We start from the raw sequence: 17568 nt of genomic DNA on the forward strand, positions 1-17568 counted from the left end.
AAACTTTTTTTATTTAGAAAAGTTTAACATTTTTTTTCAAAAATGATATAAATCATATTAAAAGACATTTTTGTCCTTTAAATTTGTTGTATCAATAATTCTAAAAAAAATGAAATCAAATTTAAAATTTTTCGTAATGAGTGCATTGTTAGCATTTGTTGTTTCGTGCAAGAAGGATCAAACATTAAAATTGACTCCTGTAGATATGAAAGTAAACGGAGAGATGGTAGCAGAATTAACAGCCCCACCATTTGTACCTAAACCTGTGGGAAACAGACCTGCTAAAAAGCTAATTGTTAAAATGGAAATTAAAGAGCAAGAAGGTGAAATGTCAGACGGTGTTAAGTATGTTTACTGGACTTTCGGCGGAAGCGTTCCTGGTAGCTTTATTAGAACAAGAGTTGGTGACGAGGTAGAGTTTACACTAAGTAATCATCCTGATAATAAGTTACCGCACAATATCGATTTACACGCAGTAACAGGTCCTGGTGGTGGAGCAACATCTTCATTAGTAGCGCCAGGTCAAGAAAAAACATTTAATTTTAAATGTATTAATCCTGGTTTATATGTGTATCATTGTGCCACAGCTCCAGTTGGAATGCACATAGCAAATGGTATGTATGGTTTAATTTTAGTTGAACCAGAAGGTGGTTTACCTCCTGTAGATAAAGAATATTATGTAATGCAAGGAGATTTTTACACTAAAGGAAAGTATGGAGAACCAGGTATGCAACCTTTTGACATGACAAAAGCGGTTGATGAACACCCAGATTATGTTGTATTTAATGGTAAAGTTGGGGCTTTAACAGGTGATGGGGCTTTAACAGCAAAAAAAGGAGAAACGGTTAGGCTATACATGGGTAATGGTGGTCCAAATATTGTGTCTTCGTTCCACGTTATTGGAGAAATATTTGATAAAGTACATGTTGAAGGAGGTGATTTAATTAATGAAAACGTTCAAACCACTTTAATTCCTGCAGGAGGCGCTACAATAGTTGAGTTTAAGGTAGATGTACCTGGTACTTTTATATTAGTTGATCATTCAATTTTCAGAGCATTTAATAAAGGTGCTTTAGGAATGTTAAAAGTTGAAGGTGATGAAGACAAAAAAATCTATTCAGGAACAACTCAGGAAGGTATATATCATCCAGAAGGAGGAACTATTCAAAATATGCCTTCGGTTAATGGTAAAGAAATTATTGTAGCCAAAACTTTAGAACAACAAATTGCAGATGGTAAAAATATTTATGGCAGAACTTGTTTTGCTTGTCACCAATCTGAAGGACAAGGAATACCAGGTGCTTTCCCTCCTTTAGCAAAATCAGATTATTTAAATGCTGATTCCAATCGAGCAATTAGTGCTGTTTTACACGGATTAACAGGAGAAATAACTGTAAATGGAAACAAATTTAATTCGGTAATGACTAGTCAAAATTTAACTGACCAAGAAATTTCCGATGTATTAACTTATGTGTATAATAGTTGGGGTAATAATAAAACGAATGTAACTCCAGAAATGGTTAAAACTGAAAGAGCGAAACCAGTTAAAAAAGCTAAAGATATTCACGAATAATGAACTAAAATTATAAAGAGATGGAATTACATAATTTAAAAAAATATCTTTACGCCCTTTTATTATTCTGTTCTTCTGTCTCTTTTTCTCAAAAAAACAACAATAAAATGGTACAAATAAATGAAGGCACATTTATACCATTATATGGTTCAACAGAAGACAAAACAGTTAAGGTAAATACTTTTTTAATTGATATTTATCCAGTTACCAACAAAGATTATTTAGAATTTGTAAAAACTAATCCAACTTATTCGAAATCCCAAATAAAACGATTATTTGCAGATTCAAATTATTTGTATCAATGGAAAAATGATTTTGATTTTGGAGTTTTAAATCCAAATGCACCGGTTACAAATATTTCGTGGTTTGCAGCAAAAAAATATTGCGAATGTCAAGATAAAAGATTGGTTACACTAGACGAATGGGAATATGTTGCCATGGCAGATGAAAAACGAAAAGACGCTCGCCCACGAGAAGAATTTAATGAATACATTTTAAGTTGGTACGAAAAAAACAACTCTTCAAATCAAGCTGTAGGAAGTACTTTTAAAAATTACTGGGGCGTTTATGATATGCACGGACTAATTTGGGAATGGACATTTGATTTTAATAGCATTTTTCTTTCGGGAGAATCTAGAAAAGATAAAGATACCGACAAAAATTTGTTTTGCGGCAGCGGTTCTGTAAATGCAACTGATTTAATGAATTATGCCGCATTTATGCGCTATGCTTTTAGAGGCAGCATAAAAGCAAATTATACCACAAAAAACTTAGGTTTTAGGTGCGCTAAAACAATAAATTAACTATTAACAATGAGAAAAATTATCATATTACTCGTTACTTTTTGCATTTTTGTAAGTTGTAAAAAAGACCATCAATCTCAAAAAATAAAAAATGGTGTTGAAATTGAAAAACCAATCTCAGATATGTCTATTTACAATTTACCCGAAAACTGGACAAATCAAAATGGCGAAAATATAGAATTAAAAGATTATAAAGGAAACGTTCTTGTAATGGTAATGATATATACATCATGCAAAGCTGCTTGTCCAAGATTAGTAGCCGATATGCGAAACATTGAAGAGCAAATTAGTACTGAACTAAAACAAAATGTAAAGTTTATTTTAGTAAGTATTGATCCAGAAGTTGACACTCCAGAGCGTTTAAAAGAATTTTCAATTGAGAATAAAATGACAGATGATCATTGGGTTTTTCTTAGTTCAAATGAAAATCAAACTAGAGAATTTGCAGCTGTTTTAGCGGTGAATTATAAAAAAATTTCACCTATAGATTTTTCTCATTCAAATATTATAAGTGTATTTAATAAAGAAGGAGAAATGGTTTATCAACAAGAAGGATTAGGCGTTAGCTATGATAAAACTGTTGAAACAATAATAGCAGAAGCTAAAAAATAATTTAATATGAAGAACATATATAGAATTGTATTCAGTTTATTCTTTTTAAATATGTCTATGATTTCATTTGCCCAAGAATTTGACGCAAGTATACAATTTAGACCAAGATATGAATACAGAAATGGATATAAAGAATTAATACCAGATAATGAATTACCCACATCTTTTATCTCGCAACGTTCTAGATTAAACTTAAATTTTAAGCACGAAAAATTATCGGCAAATATAAAACTTCAAAATGTTAGAGTTTGGGGCGATGTTAAAACTACCACTACTTCCGATAAAAACGGTGTTATGCTATTTGAAGCTTGGGGACAATACGATTTCAATTCAAATTGGAGCGCACGTTTTGGTAGACAAGTTATAAGTTACGACAATCAAAGAATTTTAGGCGAAATAGATTGGGCTCAACAAGGACAAAGTCATGATGCACTTGTGGTTTCATACAAAAAAAATAAAATGAAATTAGATATAGGTACGGCGCTAAATGCCGATGCCGAAAATTTGTATCGCGATTTGTACACTACTAATTATAAAAACTTGCAATATGCTTGGTTTCATACAGTTGTAAAAGATTTTCAAGTAAGTCTTTTAGCTTTAAACACAGGTTTTCAATATGAAGATTCTGTAACCAATGAATTAGAAACTGATTATTTGCAAACTTTTGGAACATTTTTAAAATATAAAAAGAGTAAGTTTAATACCGATTTAAGTTTCTATACACAAACAGGAAAATCGTCAAGTAATACTGTATTTGCTTACAATGTTGACTTAAATATGAATTATAATTTTACAGCAAAGTTTAGCACTAGTTTAGGTTATGAAATACTTTCTGGAAAAGCTCAAAACGATTCTAGCAACAAAGTAAAATCGTTCGCACCACTTTTTGGAACAAACCACGGATTTAATGGATATATGGATTATTTTTATGTAGGAAATCATAAAAATTCTGTAGGATTGCAAGACCTTTATTTGAAATTGAATTATACAGCTAAAAATTGGAAATTTAGTTTAATTCCACATGTATTTATGACGGCGGCAGATGTTATTGAACCTTTAAATGTAACTCAAACTATGGATTCTTATTTGGGAACCGAAATAGATTTTACAACATCATATCAATTGCATAAAAACGTTGGATTAACTGCGGGATATTCACATATGTTTGCAACCAAAACTATGGAAGTTTTAAAATCAGGAAATAGAAACAATAATAATAATTGGGCTTGGGTAATGCTTTCATTTAACCCTCAAATTCTATCATTTTCTAAATAATTCAATGTTTTATTAATTCAAAAAGGAGATTATTTTCATAATCTCCTTTTCTTTTTGACAACATAGTTGTCACCAACCTAAAAACTAATTAAACTTTGATTGTAAATCAATCGCCTTTGGAAATAAAATGTTATTTTCAAGATGAATATGAGTATGTAAATCTTGTTCAAACTCTTCTAACATTTGAAAAGTAACTTTATATGTGCTGCAAGCATCTGCAGGTGGATTATAATTATTTGATAGAGCTTTAATTTTTTCATAACGCTCCCCTTCATTTTCATGTTCATGTTTCATCATAGCAATTGGATTTTCAACAGAACCAAAACCAGGCATTTCAAGCGTAGTATTTTTTTTATTTGCTGAAACCATATTCTTTATAAATGGGAAAAGAATTAATTCTTCTTTTTTCATATGTTGAGCTAATTCTCCTGCTCCTTGATAAAAAAGTTTATTAATTTCAAATAATTCAGGATGTTTTGTACCATGCACTTTTGTAAGTTTGTCTAAAAACGCTAACAATACAGGCGTTTTTTCTTCTACATAACGATGGTGTTTTTTCTCAATATAATCAATTAACAAATCTAATTCCCATGATTTAAAATCAATTTCTTTATTGTTAATGTTAGCCGTCACACGTTCTAATTCGTCCAAAAGCGCATATTTATCGATGCCTTTTTTTGTACATACTTCATCTATTGTTCTATTTCCTTTACAGCAAAAATCAATACCTAATTGACTAAAAACACCTGCTGTTCTAAAATCATTAGCTACAATATCTCCTATAGTTTTATTATTATCTATTACCATATTTTTTATTTATATAAGATTAAAGGACAAAATTATCTTTAATTATTTTGTTTATCTATGATTCAAATCATATTAAAAATTATTTATTGATGTTTATTTTGCAATAAATAAAAAAGGATAAAAATATCCTTTATAATTTCTAACTAACACCTAAAATATGTTATCAAAATCACAAGCACGAGCATTTTTTTTAGGAGGAACTGTAGTAACCTTTTTAGTCTTTATAGGCTTAACCGTTTATTCGTTCATGCCTAAAAATGATCAAACTTATCATGATAAGATTGATGCAAAAGTTATTCGAGGAAAGGAAATTTGGGAATCGAATAATTGTATGGGTTGTCATACCATACTTGGGGAAGGAGGCTATTATGCTCCTGAACTTACAAAAGTAATCGAACGTCGAGGCGAAGGTTATGTAAAAGCAGTTTTACAATCACCTGTACCGTGGGCACCGAAAGGACGAAAAATGGTAAAATATCAAATGAACGATGCCGATGCAGAAGCTATGATTGCTTACTTTAAATGGATTGGTAATATAGATTTGAATGGTTTCGACCGTGTAGTATCACCTTTAGCGAAAGATAAATAATAATCCAAAAAATATAGAAAGATGAAATATAAATCACAAAAAGTAGCGTATTGGTTCTTTGGATTGTGTATGTTATTATTTGCATTACAAATTATCTACGGTTTTATAATGGGCTTTGCCCGTATTGGAATGGATGGTCTTCACGATTTTATACCGTTCAATACAGCGAGAGCCGTTCACACAAATTTATTAGTAGTTTGGTTGTTAACTGGTTTTATGGGGGCAGCTTATTACATTATTCCTGAAGAAGCACAACGCGAATTAATCAGCGTAAAATGGGCGTATGTTCAGTTAATTTCCTTAGCTGTTGTTGGTGTTTTAGCCATCGTTGGCTATCATTTTAATATTTGGGAAGGAAGAAAATTTCTTGAGATTCCAAGAGAATTAGACTTTTTAGTTGTCGTAAATGTACTATTGTTTTTAGGACTAATTTTAGGGACACTCTTTAAAGCAGAAAGACGAACAACAACTGCTTTAGTACTCTCAATGGGATTGCTTTTTGCAGCCTTGTTGTATTTACCAGGAATGATTTGGTTCGATAGCCAAGTAACCGATTCATTTTTTCGTTGGTGGGTAGTTCACTTGTGGGTAGAAGGTGTATGGGAATTGATTATGGGCGGTATTTTATCGTACTTATTAATCAAATTAACCGGAGTTGACCGTGAGGTTATTGAAAAATGGTTATATGTAATTGTAGGTTTAACTTTCCTTTCAGGTTTATTAGGAACAGGACATCACTATTATTATATCGGAGTAAACAAAATTTGGTTAATTGTCGGTGGAATCTTTTCGGCATTAGAACCGTTAGCATTCTTAGCAATGGCATTATTTGCAGTATATATGTATAGAAAAGGTGAAAAATCGCATCCAAATAAAATTGCTTTATTCTGGACAATTGGTGCTTCAATTGTATCTTTCATTGGAGCTGGATTATTAGGATTTGCGCATACTTTACCACAAACAAATATTTATACACACGGAACATTAGTAACCGCTATGCACGGACACTATGCGTTTTGGGGAGCTTATGCTATGATTGTTTTAGCAATTATTAGTTATGCACTTCCAAATATAACAGGGCGTAAATTATACGATAGCACAAGAGGTCATATGGCATTTTGGTTGTCAAATATCGGAATGTTAGGAATGACTGTAGCCTTTGGTGTTGCTGGTGTTGCTCAAGTATACATGGAACGTAAAATGAAAATGGATTTCATGGATGTACAAAACGAAATCAGTATTCACTTTGTAGTATTGTTGCTTTGTGCCACATTATTTACAACCGGAATTACCTTATACATCTTAGAGTTTATCAAATATGGTAAACCTACAGATGAAGCTCTAGTAAAAGAATAGTAAAGGTTAGTTTTTAATCTTTGATTAGCGTTTAATAACTAACCCTGCCGAAACCAATTGCCCAGAGTTGTCACTGCCCGCTTTTGGTTTCGGTTTTTTTAAAAATAAATTGCCATGAAAGTAGCTGAAAAAACCATTTTTTACAAAGCAGTTTGCTCTGAAATTGAAATTTTTAATCAAATCAACCAATTGCGATTGCCTTTATTATTGAAAGGACCAACAGGCTCTGGAAAATCTCGATTTATCGAATATATGGCAAATGAAGTTAACAAAACATTAGTCACTGTAAGTTGTCACGAGGAAACTTCTGCAACCGATTTAATAGGACGTTTTATTATTAAAGGAAGTGAAACGGTTTGGATTGACGGACCATTATCTATCGCTGTAAAAAACGGTTATATTTTATATCTAGATGAAGTTGCCGAAGCACGTCCAGATGTTATTGTAGCCATTCACTCTTTAACCGATCATAGAAGGGAACTTTTTATTGATAAATTAGGTGAAACCATTAGGGCACATTCTGATTTTCTACTAGTAGCCTCTTTCAATCCAGGATATCAAAAAGGTTTTAAAGAATTAAAACCTTCAACACGTCAGCGTTTTGTTGCGCTTTCATTCGATTATCCAAAGCCTAAAATTGAAGCAGAAATTTTAGTGAATGAAACAGGAATTCAAGCAGATATTGCTCAAAAATTAGTCGCAATCGGAACTAAAATCAGAAATCTTACCGAATTAGGGCTAACCGAAACCGTTTCCACTCGATTATTAGTGGACGCCGCGAAACTTATCAATAACGGATTACCAAAACGATTAGCCGTTCACGTTGCCGTTGTTGAACCTTTAACAGATGAGCAAGAAACCATTCAAGCTTTAAACGATTTGTGCGATTTAATGATTTAAAGATTTGAGATATGGGCTTAGAATTAGACGAGATTATCTATAAAAGAGTACTCAAGTACTTTAAAAATAAACGACTCAATGATGCCGAAATTCTGAGCCGTCAAATCAACTTATCTGATATCAAACCGCGATTGACTCTTTTTGCAAGAGCGATTTGTGGTGCGCCAATCGAAATTTTTCCAGCCGAACGAGAAGGTGGTTATAAAAACAAAAACTTCTTTCTTCCAATAAATTGTTCGCTTTTTCCAACAAAAGAGGAAAATCTGAAATTTTATTTTTTCAGAACGGTGTATTTGAGTATTCAGAAACAACTGAATTTGAATTGGGATAACCAAGATAATTCACCAGAACTTTCTTTGGAAAAAGCCTTTGAAACAGCGCCATTAGTCATTGGTGAAATGTTTGAAAAATATCCATCCATGCAAGAGTTTTATTATGATGCGGTTCCAAAATTACCCGTTAATAAAAAAGACCAATCCATTGATTATTCTTGGCTGTACGGAAAATGGATGAAAAACACTCAAGAAATTGAAGATGAAAATGTGTTACAAAACTTTGATGACAATACTAAGAAAATAAAAAATAATGTTGTAGCCGAAACTACGCTTCATGCAAAAGCTGTTGAAGAAATTGAGTCGCTTACTATTGACAAAAAACAACAAGAAGATTATGTGCTTATGCACAGTTTCGAGAAAATTGAAACTGCAGAAGAATTCAACGGAAATTGGCGCGATTTTGATGGAAAAGATGATTTAAAAGATCATCAAGAAGCCTTGGAAGAAATGAACATGAAGTTTACGGTTCGGGTTGATGATATGGTGCATTCTGTATATCAAGCAGATTTTGTTGAAAACACTTCTATAGCCGAAAGTGCTGAAATAGATGAAAAGGGTTTTCATTTAAAATACGACGAGTGGGATTTTAAAAAACGAAAATACTTAACAGATTTCTGTAAAGTATATCCGAAAACCCAACTTAAAACACATTCGCCTTATTATAAAAACACGATGGCGAAGTACAAAACCACTTTAAATGGTTTACGAAAAATGCTGACCAGTGTCAATAATAAAATGCAGCAACAACGAAGACAATCACAAGGTGACGCTTTCGATTTAGATGCATTAACCGATTTATATACCGACATTCATTCTGGAAAATCGCCAGACGAACGCATTTATTTATCTCAAAGAAAGAAAGATAAAGACCTTACTATTTTGGTTTTGCTAGATATTAGTCTTTCAAGCGATGGTTATGCCGCAGGAAATCGTGTGATTGATGTAGAAAAAGAAGTTTCCATTTTATTTGGGGAAATCCTGCACGAGTTCGATATCGATTTTGCTATTGACGGATTTTATTCCAAAACTAGAAATTTCACAACTTATCTCACTTTGAAAGATTTCAACGAAAGTTGGAACAAAGCCAAACATAAAATCGGAGCTGTTGAGCCTAATGGATATACTCGAATTGGTCCCGCTTTACGTCACGCTGGAGCAAGAATGGATCAATTGGATGCTAAAAATAAATGGATTATCGTGCTTTCCGATGGAAAACCAAACGATTACGATAAATACGAAGGACAACATGGCATTCAAGATATTAAACAAGCATTACGAGAATTGAACGAGCGAAAAATTAATTCGTATGCCTTAGCTATTGAAGCACAAGCCAAATATTATTTACCGCAAATGTTCGGTCAAAATCATTATCAAATACTAACATCTCCCGTAGCTTTACTAAAATCATTAGTAAAACTATATGAGAAAATCAAACATCAATAAAATGTCAACATCAGAAACACATACAAAAGTGATTGAAGGACATCCTATTCATACTTATTTTGTAGAAACCGATTTGATTCATCAATTATTAGAAGAATTAAATAGTATTAATCCAAAAGAAGAATTTCAGAAATTTTATAACATTTTCAATCATTTAGCAACTGTTGAAAGACGATTTGAACGAAAAGAAAATCAATTATTTCCGTTTTTAGAACAAAAAGGCTGGACAGGACCTTCTCGAAATATGTGGTCGTTTCACGATACGATTAGAGAAATGTTTCGAATTGTTAGAAAAAATTTAGAAGACCAAGATTTTACTTCAGCCAAGCATAATACCAATTTGATTTCTCAAAATTTATATCGTCTATTAGAAGTAGAAGAAAACGTTTTATTTCCGAATGCTTTAGAAATGTTATCAGATGAAGATTGGATAAAAATGCGAAAAGGTGAAGACGAAATTGGTTGGATGTTGACAGAAACTCCACCAAAATTTCCAAAAGAATCAGAATACATTCATCCTTCTCAAGATACAGAATGCAGAACCGATGTGGTTTTCAACGAAAACGCAACGCATTACGATGAAGGCTTTATGACTGTTGAACAAGTGAACTTACTATTCAAAACATTACCAATTGATTTAACGTATGTAGATGAAAACGATAAAGTAATTTTCTACAATCGCGGTGAAGAACGTGTTTTTCCGAGAAGTGCTGGAATTATTGGTAGAGAAGTTCGTTTTTGTCATCCGCCTAAAAGTGTGGATACCGTTTTGCAAATTTTAGAAGCGTTTAGAAAAGGCGAACAAAACGAAGCTTCTTTCTGGATTAACTACAAAGAGCGTCTGATTTACATTCGTTATTTCGCAGTTCATGATGCTCAGAAACATTACAAAGGCGTAATCGAAATGTCACAAGATATTACCGACATCAAGCAAATTAATGGAGAAAAAAGATTGTTAGAATGGAGATAAAAGAAAAATCAATATACTATCCGCCAGGTGGCATTTTAATTTGGATTATTACTTATTTGGAGCTTATCACTTTCGGAATGGCAATTTTAGCATTAGCGTATTACGGTTCAGAAGAGCGTGAATTATTTCATAACAGTAGTTTAAAACTGAATAAAAAAATTGGAACAATAAATACGATTTTGTTGTTAACTAGTGGTTTTTTTGTAGCCAAAGGAATTCATTTTTTTAAAGCCGCTAATATCAAAAAGACGTTGTTTTATTTCAATTGTGCAATGGTTGGAGGTCTTGGATTTTTAGTTTTAAAATCATTTGAATATTACGAAAAATTAGACGCCGGATTACACATGGATTACAATTCGTTTTTTAGATTTTATTGGCTATTAACGGGTTTTCATTTTATACATGTAGTTGTTGGATTGGTAATTTTATTAGTAATTACGTTTTCCATTAGAAAAAAACAAACAGAAGCAACCTTTGAAAACATCGAAGCTAGCGCCAGTTTTTGGCACATGTGCGATTTAATTTGGTTGCTTTTATTTCCAGTACTTTATTTACTTTTTTAAATGATAGATTATGAAAGATACAATTTCTTCTACGTTTATTTTGTTGTTGGCACTAACTGTAATTGCTGCTTTTTTAGCATTAAATGTAAGTGCAGAGATTATGGCAACAACGGTTGTGACTTTAGCTTTAATTAAGTTTTGGTTGGTAGCTTTTCAATTTATGGAATTAAAAAAAGCGCATCCTTTTTGGAAATATATGATTTTAGGTTTTGGTAGTTTAATGATGATAATTTTGATCATTTTACTTTAATGTTTTGAGTGATGATAATAATCATATATCAAACTAACTAATTTAATTCTATTTGTAATTGGTTTTTATTAAGTAGATAGAAATTAACAATTAAAACAATATGACTTTACAACAAAACGTACACACTTTTCACATTCCTGTTATGGGATTGGCTTTTACTATTGATAGTCCAATACGTGTGGCACAATACGGAATTGATTCTGTAATTTCGATTATGGATGACGATTTGATTGAAAAAATGACTGCTTTTTATGCTAAAAAATTCAAGCAACCTTATGAAGAAATCTCGCAAAAAGTAGAAGATTTTAGAGCGATAAGAATTACCAATTATTTGAATTTACTCGATACAGTTGTTACTCAAAAGTTCGAAAGTTTCAAATCTGAATTAATTGAAAAAAGAACCCAATTAGAAGATTTCATCGCCATTTTGCCAACAACATCAGAATTGAAACTCAAATTAGAACATTTAATCGATTCAAGAAAAAACAATATGGTGGAATTAAAAACAATTCTTGACCATCATTTTGCACCAGGAAGTATCGATGTGAATATCATGACTAAAATTGATAAAGATAATTTTAGTGAAGACGAACAATTGCCAGTAATTTATAACGATGCGCATGCCGCTTTACGAGGTTTTGTAAACAGTACCACAAATTCATCGATAGTTTTTTCTGCCGGAATGAACCCAAGATTGTATAGTTACATGGAAACTTTCGATGCATTTTACCCCAATGCAAACGGACAATTTCAAAAGAAAATCATTTTGAAAGTAAGCGATTTTCGTTCGGCAATGATTCAAGGAAATTTTCTAGCTAAAAAAGGACTTTGGGTTTCTGAATATCGAATCGAATCGGGACTAAATTGTGGTGGTCACGCTTTTGCCACGGATGGATTTTTATTAGGTCCAATTTTAGAAGAATTCAAAAACAAAAAAGACGAGTTGATTCAATCGGCTTATTTGCTATTGATAAATGCTTTAACTTCAAAAAATAAGGAAGTACCAAACGAACCACCTATTTTAAAAATTACAGTTCAAGGTGGCGTAGGAACAGCAGAGGAACATCAGTTTTTATTAGACCATTATCAAGTGGATGCTGTAGGTTGGGGCTCACCATTTCTTTTAGTTCCAGAAGCTACTTCAGTTGATGCTGAAACTAGAAAATTATTGGCTGATGCGAAAGAAAAAGATTTGTATTTGAGTAACATTTCGCCTTTGGGAGTTCCGTTCAATACGATTAAAGGCATGACAAATGATTTCTTTAAAAGCCAACGCATCGCTTCGGGAAAAGCAGGAAGTTCTTGTCCAAAGAAGTATTTAGCGTTAAGTAAAGAATACAAAAAAGAAGGCACTTGTACCGCATCTAAAAAACATCAAGATAAGAAAATAGAAGAATTAGAAGCAAAACGCAATAGCATTACGTTCGAAGTTTACAACAAAGAATATAATTCAATTACAGAAAAATCATGTTTGTGTGTGGGATTAGCAAATGCAAGTCTTATCGAATTAGGAATTCCAATTAAGGGTCAAGCACAAGGCGTTGTGATTTGTCCTGGTCCAAATATGGCTTATTTTTCTAGAGAATTTTCATTGAAAGAGATGATTCAGCACATTTACGGCAAGAAGGAAATCGAAAAAAATACCAATAGACCTAATATGTTTGTGAAAGAATTAGGTTTGTATGTTTCCTATTTGTCCAACCAAATTACTGATGCTTTCGAAATAACACCCCAACAAATAAAAAAATGGGAGGCTTTTCAAAATAATTTAATTCAAGGGATTTCGTATTATGAAAGCTTGTTCAAAAATAAATTCATTCAAAGCGCAAACGAGATACAGAATGATCTTTTGGTTTTAAAAGAGAAATTAAATAATTTACAATTAAACACATTTAAATATGGAAAAGCATCAATATAATTTAGATTTAGAGTGGATTGGAGAGCGCAAAGGAGTACTTTCATCTCCTGAATTTTCATCTACAATTGAAGTAGTAACACCGCCAGAATTCGATAAAGGAATTGCTGGATTTTGGTCGCCAGAACATTTATTTACTGCAGCAGTTCAAAGTTGTTTTATGACTACTTTTTTAGCAATTGCCGATTTTTCAAAATTAGAAGTTTTAAATTTTAACTGTAAAGCAACAGGTATTCTAGAAAAAGTTGAAGATAAATTTCTCATGACAGAAGTAATTTTAGAGCCTTCACTAAAATTAAAAAACAATGAAGAAAAAGAAAAGGCTAATAAAATCATCGCAAAAGCAGAAAAGGCATGTCTTATTTCTAATTCAATATTAACAAATGTTATTTTAAAAGAAACAAAATTCTAAATTCAATTTCTTTTACTGTTTTAAACCTTCAATAATTACATTGAAGGTTTTTGTGTTTATGATTGTAATCATACCACAATTTGTTTAATTAAAGGAACTTTGTATTATAATTTATTAAAATCAAATTCAATTATGAACAAATTAGTATTATTAGCATTAACGTTTGCAATGTTTATTGCTTGTGGTAAAAAAGAAAATCAAGATGATTTTTCAAAACCAGCTGCATCAGAATCTAATGAAACAACTACTGAGACAAATTCTTCTTCTGATTATGATCCACATCGAGGAGAAGGGAAATTTGAAAATGTAGACTTAGGCACTGGTTTAAATGGTGCAATGGCAGATGCTGGACAAAAAGTGGCTGAAGTTAAATGTACTTCATGTCATAAATTAACAGAAGAGAAATTAGTTGGACCAGGTTGGAAAGGAGTAACTGAAAGAAGAAAACCAGAATGGATTATGAACTTTATCACAAACCCCGACCCAATGATAGACAAAGATCCAGAATTACAAGCTCAATTAGAAATTTGTTTAGTAAGAATGCCTAATCAAGGTGTTGGTGATGATGAAGCAAGACAAATTTTAGAATTTATGCGTAAAAATGATGGCGTAAATTAAAACTAACAATTTATTGTAATTGTAAATTGGGTGAAAGCGGTTTACAATTAAATAAAAAAATAAATTTTATAAGTATGAAAAATAGTTTTATTAAATTAAGTATGTTTTCCTTGCTTACACTAGCTTTTCTAGATTCTTGTAAGCCAAAAAACACAAGTGATGCAGTTACAGGAGATGCCGCTTCAAAAGTATATGTGGCTCCTGGGAAATATGATGAATTTTACAATTTTGTATCGGGTGGATTTAGTGGACAAATGAGTGTTTACGGTTTGCCTAGTGGAAGAATGTTAAAAGTTATTCCAGTTTTTTCACAAGATGCGGAAACAGGTTGGGGATATAGTGAAGAAACCAAAGCGATGTTAAATACTTCTTATGGCTATATTCCTTGGGATGATGCTCACCATCCGGAATTATCTCAAACAAATGGAGAGGTTGATGGGCGTTGGGTATTCATCAATGGAAATAATACGCCACGTATTGCAAGAATTGATTTAAAAAGATTCAAAACTGCTGAAATAATAGAATTACCGAATTCAGCAGGTAATCACTCTTCTCCTTTTATAACAGAGAACACAGAATATGTGGTTGCTGGAACTCGTTTTGGAGTCCCAGGTGATTATGAAAATGGTGATGTGCCTATTAATACGTATAAAGAAAATTATAAAGCACACGTAAGTTTTGTAAAAGTTGAAGACGACGGGAAAATGGATATTGCTTTTCAATTACGCTTGCCAGCCGTTAATTTCGACTTGTCACATGCTGGTAAAGGTAAATCTCATGGTTGGTTCTTTTTCTCTTGTTACAACTCTGAGCAAGCAAACACTTTATTAGAAGTTAACGCTTCTCAAAAAGATAAAGACTTTATCATGGCAGTTAACTGGAAAAAAGCCGAGGAATATATTAAAGCAGGTAAGGGTAAAAAGAAAAAGCTAAATATGCGGTTAATAGATGGAATGATGAAACTCATTCTGCAACATCTACTATAAAAGAAGAAGTTCTAGTTTTAGATGCAACTGAGTTTGAAGATATTTGTTACATGATTCCTTGTCCAAAATCTCCACATGGTTGTGATGTTGACCCTACTGGTGAATATATTTGTGGAAGTGGAAAACTTGCTGCATTAATTCCTGTTTTCAGTTATACTAAAATGTTGAGTGCAATTGAAAACAAAAATTATGAAGGTGATTATTTTGGATTACCAGTTCTTAAATATGACGCAGTTCTACATGGTGAAGTACAAAAACCAGGTCTAGGACCTCTACATACTGAATTTGACGGAAAAGGTAACGCTTATACAACAATGTTTGTTTCTTCAGAAGTTGTTAAATGGGATATTAAAACACTTAAAGTATTAGATAGAGTGCCTACTTATTATTCAGTTGGTCACTTAACTATACCAGGTGGTGATACAAAAAAACCATTCGGTAAATATTTAATTGCTTATAACAAAATAACTAAAGATAGATATCTGCCAACTGGCCCGGAATTAACTCAATCCGCTCAATTATATGATATAAGTGGTGATAAAATGCAGTTGCTTTTAGATTTCCCTACTATTGGAGAACCACATTATGCACAAGCTGCCCCTGCCGATTTAATCAGAAATAATGGACAATTAAAATTCTATAAATTAGAAGAAAACAAACATCCATTTGTAACTAAAGGCGAAAAAGAATCTAAAGTTGTTAGAGAAGGTAATAAAGTTCATGTTTACATGACCTCAGTTCGTTCTCACTTTGCTCCTGATAACATTGAAGGAATTAGAGTTGGAGACGAAGTTTATTTCCACGTAACAAATTTAGAGCAGGATTGGGATGTACCTCATGGTTTCTCAGTAAGAGGAGCTAAAAATGCTGAGTTACTAATTATGCCAGGTGAAACATCTACTTTAAAATGGATTCCAGAACGTGTAGGAACTTCTGTATTCTATTGTACAGATTTTTGTAGCGCTTTACACCAAGAAATGCAAGGTTACATTAGAGTATCTCCTGCTGGCAGTAATGTGCCACTAACGTATAGTGTTGGGACTAACCTTCCTAAAGCTTCAGAATAGATTAAATAAGATTTAAAGGGAGCTAGTGCTCCCTTTTTTAAACCAATAAAACAAACGATTTCATTTAAAAAAATAAATTTAAAAAATTATGAAAAAAATAGTTTATCAATAATTACAAAAGTTGTATTAGTAATTATTGCCTTATTGTTTGTTGGCTCTCTCTTTTATCCAATGTGGCGAATTGAATTAGATGCGCCTCAATATCCTGAAGGGTTGGTTCTTCAACTTCATGCTAATAAAATTGCAGGAGATGTAGAAATAATTAATGGTTTAAATCATTATATTGGAATGGCAACTTTGCATACAGAAAACTTTTTTGAATTTAAAATTATACCATATATAATGGGCTTTTTTTCTTTACTGTCTTTAGTAATAGCTTTTCTTAATAAGAAAAAAGGGTTAATTGTTTTTGGAGTTGTGTTTGTACTGTTTGTAATTTTAGCTGGAATTGATTTTTACAGATGGAATTATGAATATGGACATAATTTAGATCCAAATGCAGCTATTAAAGTTCCAGGGATGGCCTATCAACCTCCAGTTTTAGGATATAAAGAATTATTAAATTTTGGGGCGTACTCAATACCAGACACAGGTGGTTGGCTTTTGGTTACAGCTGGTTTCCTCTTATCTTTAATTATAATTAAAGAATATAAATTTTCAAAATAATTAATATGCGATATTTAATTTTATCATTTTTTCTAATTACTATTGGTTGTTCTAAAAAGAAGCCGAACCAATAAAGCTTAATGTTGATCAATGCGAATTTTGTAAGATGAAGATTTCAGATGGTAAATTCGCTTCGGAAATTATCACAACTAAAGGAAGAGTTTATAAATTCGACGACATAAGATGTATGGTTTCTTATAATAATGAAAATAACATTTCCGTTGATAAATCTTATGTAAACGACTTTTCACAAGAAAATTCTCTGATTTCAATTGATGAAGCTTTTTTTTTAAAAGGAGGAAATATTTCAAGTCCCATGAGAGGAAACATTGCTGCATTTAAAGATGAGTTAGAGTTTGAAGAATACATAACAAAATTAAATGCTACTAAAACTAATTGGAGTGAAATTAATAATCTCTTTAAATAAA

General features: G+C 32.0%; 17 protein-coding genes and 1 pseudogene. 17 read left to right on the forward strand and 1 reads right to left on the reverse strand.

All coding sequences use genetic code 11. The features are described from left to right. Positions 1–109: 109 nt before the first annotated feature. From nirK to GCU34_RS07885, 4 genes are all read left to right on the forward strand, one after another. Complete coding sequence (gene nirK / locus GCU34_RS07870; RefSeq protein WP_072784478.1) at positions 110–1573, forward strand: copper-containing nitrite reductase; 1464 nt, start codon at positions 110–112, stop codon at positions 1571–1573. A gap of 107 nt (positions 1574–1680) precedes the next feature. Then, on the forward strand, positions 1681–2376 hold the full coding sequence (locus GCU34_RS07875) for a formylglycine-generating enzyme family protein (protein ID WP_143146221.1): 696 nt from the start codon (positions 1681–1683) through the stop codon (positions 2374–2376). Positions 2377–2385: 9 nt separating this feature from the next. Further along, positions 2386–2988 carry an SCO family protein gene (locus GCU34_RS07880; RefSeq protein WP_072784482.1) on the forward strand — a complete coding sequence of 201 codons (603 nt, stop codon included), beginning with the start codon at positions 2386–2388 and terminating at the stop codon, positions 2986–2988. A 6-nt stretch (positions 2989–2994) separates the two neighbouring features. After that, entirely contained in the window at positions 2995–4263 is a 1269-nt protein-coding gene (locus GCU34_RS07885) for an alginate export family protein (protein WP_072784484.1), read from the forward strand. Positions 4264–4347: 84 nt separating this feature from the next. On the opposite strand, the gene ric is transcribed toward GCU34_RS07885, so the two are convergent. Further along, complete coding sequence (ric, locus tag GCU34_RS07890; RefSeq protein WP_072784486.1) at positions 4348–5070, reverse strand: iron-sulfur cluster repair di-iron protein; 723 nt, start codon at positions 5068–5070, stop codon at positions 4348–4350. A gap of 157 nt (positions 5071–5227) precedes the next feature. Here ric and GCU34_RS07895 point away from each other — a divergent pair, with 157 nt between their 5' ends. The 13 genes and pseudogenes from GCU34_RS07895 (at position 5228) to GCU34_RS07955 (ending at position 17567) form a co-directional block, all read left to right on the forward strand. Then, the gene (locus GCU34_RS07895; protein ID WP_072784487.1) at positions 5228–5659 is read left to right on the forward strand and encodes a c-type cytochrome; all 432 of its coding nucleotides are present in this window, start codon (positions 5228–5230) and stop codon (positions 5657–5659) included. Between the two features lie 21 nt (positions 5660–5680). After that, positions 5681–7015, forward strand: a complete 1335-nt coding sequence (locus GCU34_RS07900; protein WP_072784489.1) for a cbb3-type cytochrome c oxidase subunit I — start codon at positions 5681–5683, stop codon at positions 7013–7015. Positions 7016–7129: 114 nt separating this feature from the next. Next, positions 7130–7915, forward strand: a complete 786-nt coding sequence (locus GCU34_RS07905; protein WP_072784490.1) for a CbbQ/NirQ/NorQ/GpvN family protein — start codon at positions 7130–7132, stop codon at positions 7913–7915. A gap of 11 nt (positions 7916–7926) precedes the next feature. Beyond that, entirely contained in the window at positions 7927–9693 is a 1767-nt protein-coding gene (locus GCU34_RS07910) for a nitric oxide reductase activation protein NorD (RefSeq protein ID WP_072784492.1), read from the forward strand. 1 nt (position 9694) lies between these two features. Then, a complete protein-coding gene (locus GCU34_RS07915; RefSeq protein ID WP_072784669.1) occupies positions 9695–10663 on the forward strand; it encodes a DUF438 domain-containing protein in 969 nt (322 codons plus the stop codon). After that, positions 10654–11226, forward strand: a complete 573-nt coding sequence (locus GCU34_RS07920) for a cytochrome c oxidase subunit 3 (protein ID WP_072784494.1) — start codon at positions 10654–10656, stop codon at positions 11224–11226. The genes GCU34_RS07915 and GCU34_RS07920 overlap by 10 nt, the downstream gene beginning before the upstream one ends. A gap of 10 nt (positions 11227–11236) precedes the next feature. Then, positions 11237–11476 carry a cytochrome C oxidase subunit IV family protein gene (locus tag GCU34_RS07925; protein ID WP_084656955.1) on the forward strand — a complete coding sequence of 80 codons (240 nt, stop codon included), beginning with the start codon at positions 11237–11239 and terminating at the stop codon, positions 11474–11476. A gap of 100 nt (positions 11477–11576) precedes the next feature. After that, on the forward strand, positions 11577–13394 hold the full coding sequence (locus tag GCU34_RS07930) for a hypothetical protein (RefSeq protein ID WP_072784496.1): 1818 nt from the start codon (positions 11577–11579) through the stop codon (positions 13392–13394). Next, a complete protein-coding gene (locus GCU34_RS07935) occupies positions 13375–13803 on the forward strand; it encodes an OsmC family protein (protein ID WP_072784498.1) in 429 nt (142 codons plus the stop codon). Before GCU34_RS07930 ends, GCU34_RS07935 begins: the two co-directional genes overlap by 20 nt. 132 nt (positions 13804–13935) lie before the next feature. Beyond that, positions 13936–14421: a c-type cytochrome gene (locus tag GCU34_RS07940; RefSeq protein ID WP_072784500.1), complete on the forward strand. Its 486-nt coding sequence runs from the start codon at positions 13936–13938 to the stop codon at positions 14419–14421. Positions 14422–14495: 74 nt separating this feature from the next. Then, positions 14496–16474 (forward strand): annotated as a pseudogene (nosZ, locus tag GCU34_RS07945) (Sec-dependent nitrous-oxide reductase). Between the two features lie 171 nt (positions 16475–16645). Further along, on the forward strand, positions 16646–17140 hold the full coding sequence (locus tag GCU34_RS07950; RefSeq protein ID WP_227658663.1) for a hypothetical protein: 495 nt from the start codon (positions 16646–16648) through the stop codon (positions 17138–17140). A 106-nt stretch (positions 17141–17246) separates the two neighbouring features. Then, the gene (locus tag GCU34_RS07955; protein WP_152378417.1) at positions 17247–17567 is read left to right on the forward strand and encodes a nitrous oxide reductase accessory protein NosL; all 321 of its coding nucleotides are present in this window, start codon (positions 17247–17249) and stop codon (positions 17565–17567) included. The last annotated feature ends 1 nt before the right edge of the window (position 17568 follow it).

The organism is Flavobacterium haoranii, from assembly GCF_009363055.1.
Classification (GTDB): Bacteria; Bacteroidota; Bacteroidia; order Flavobacteriales; family Flavobacteriaceae; genus Flavobacterium; species Flavobacterium haoranii.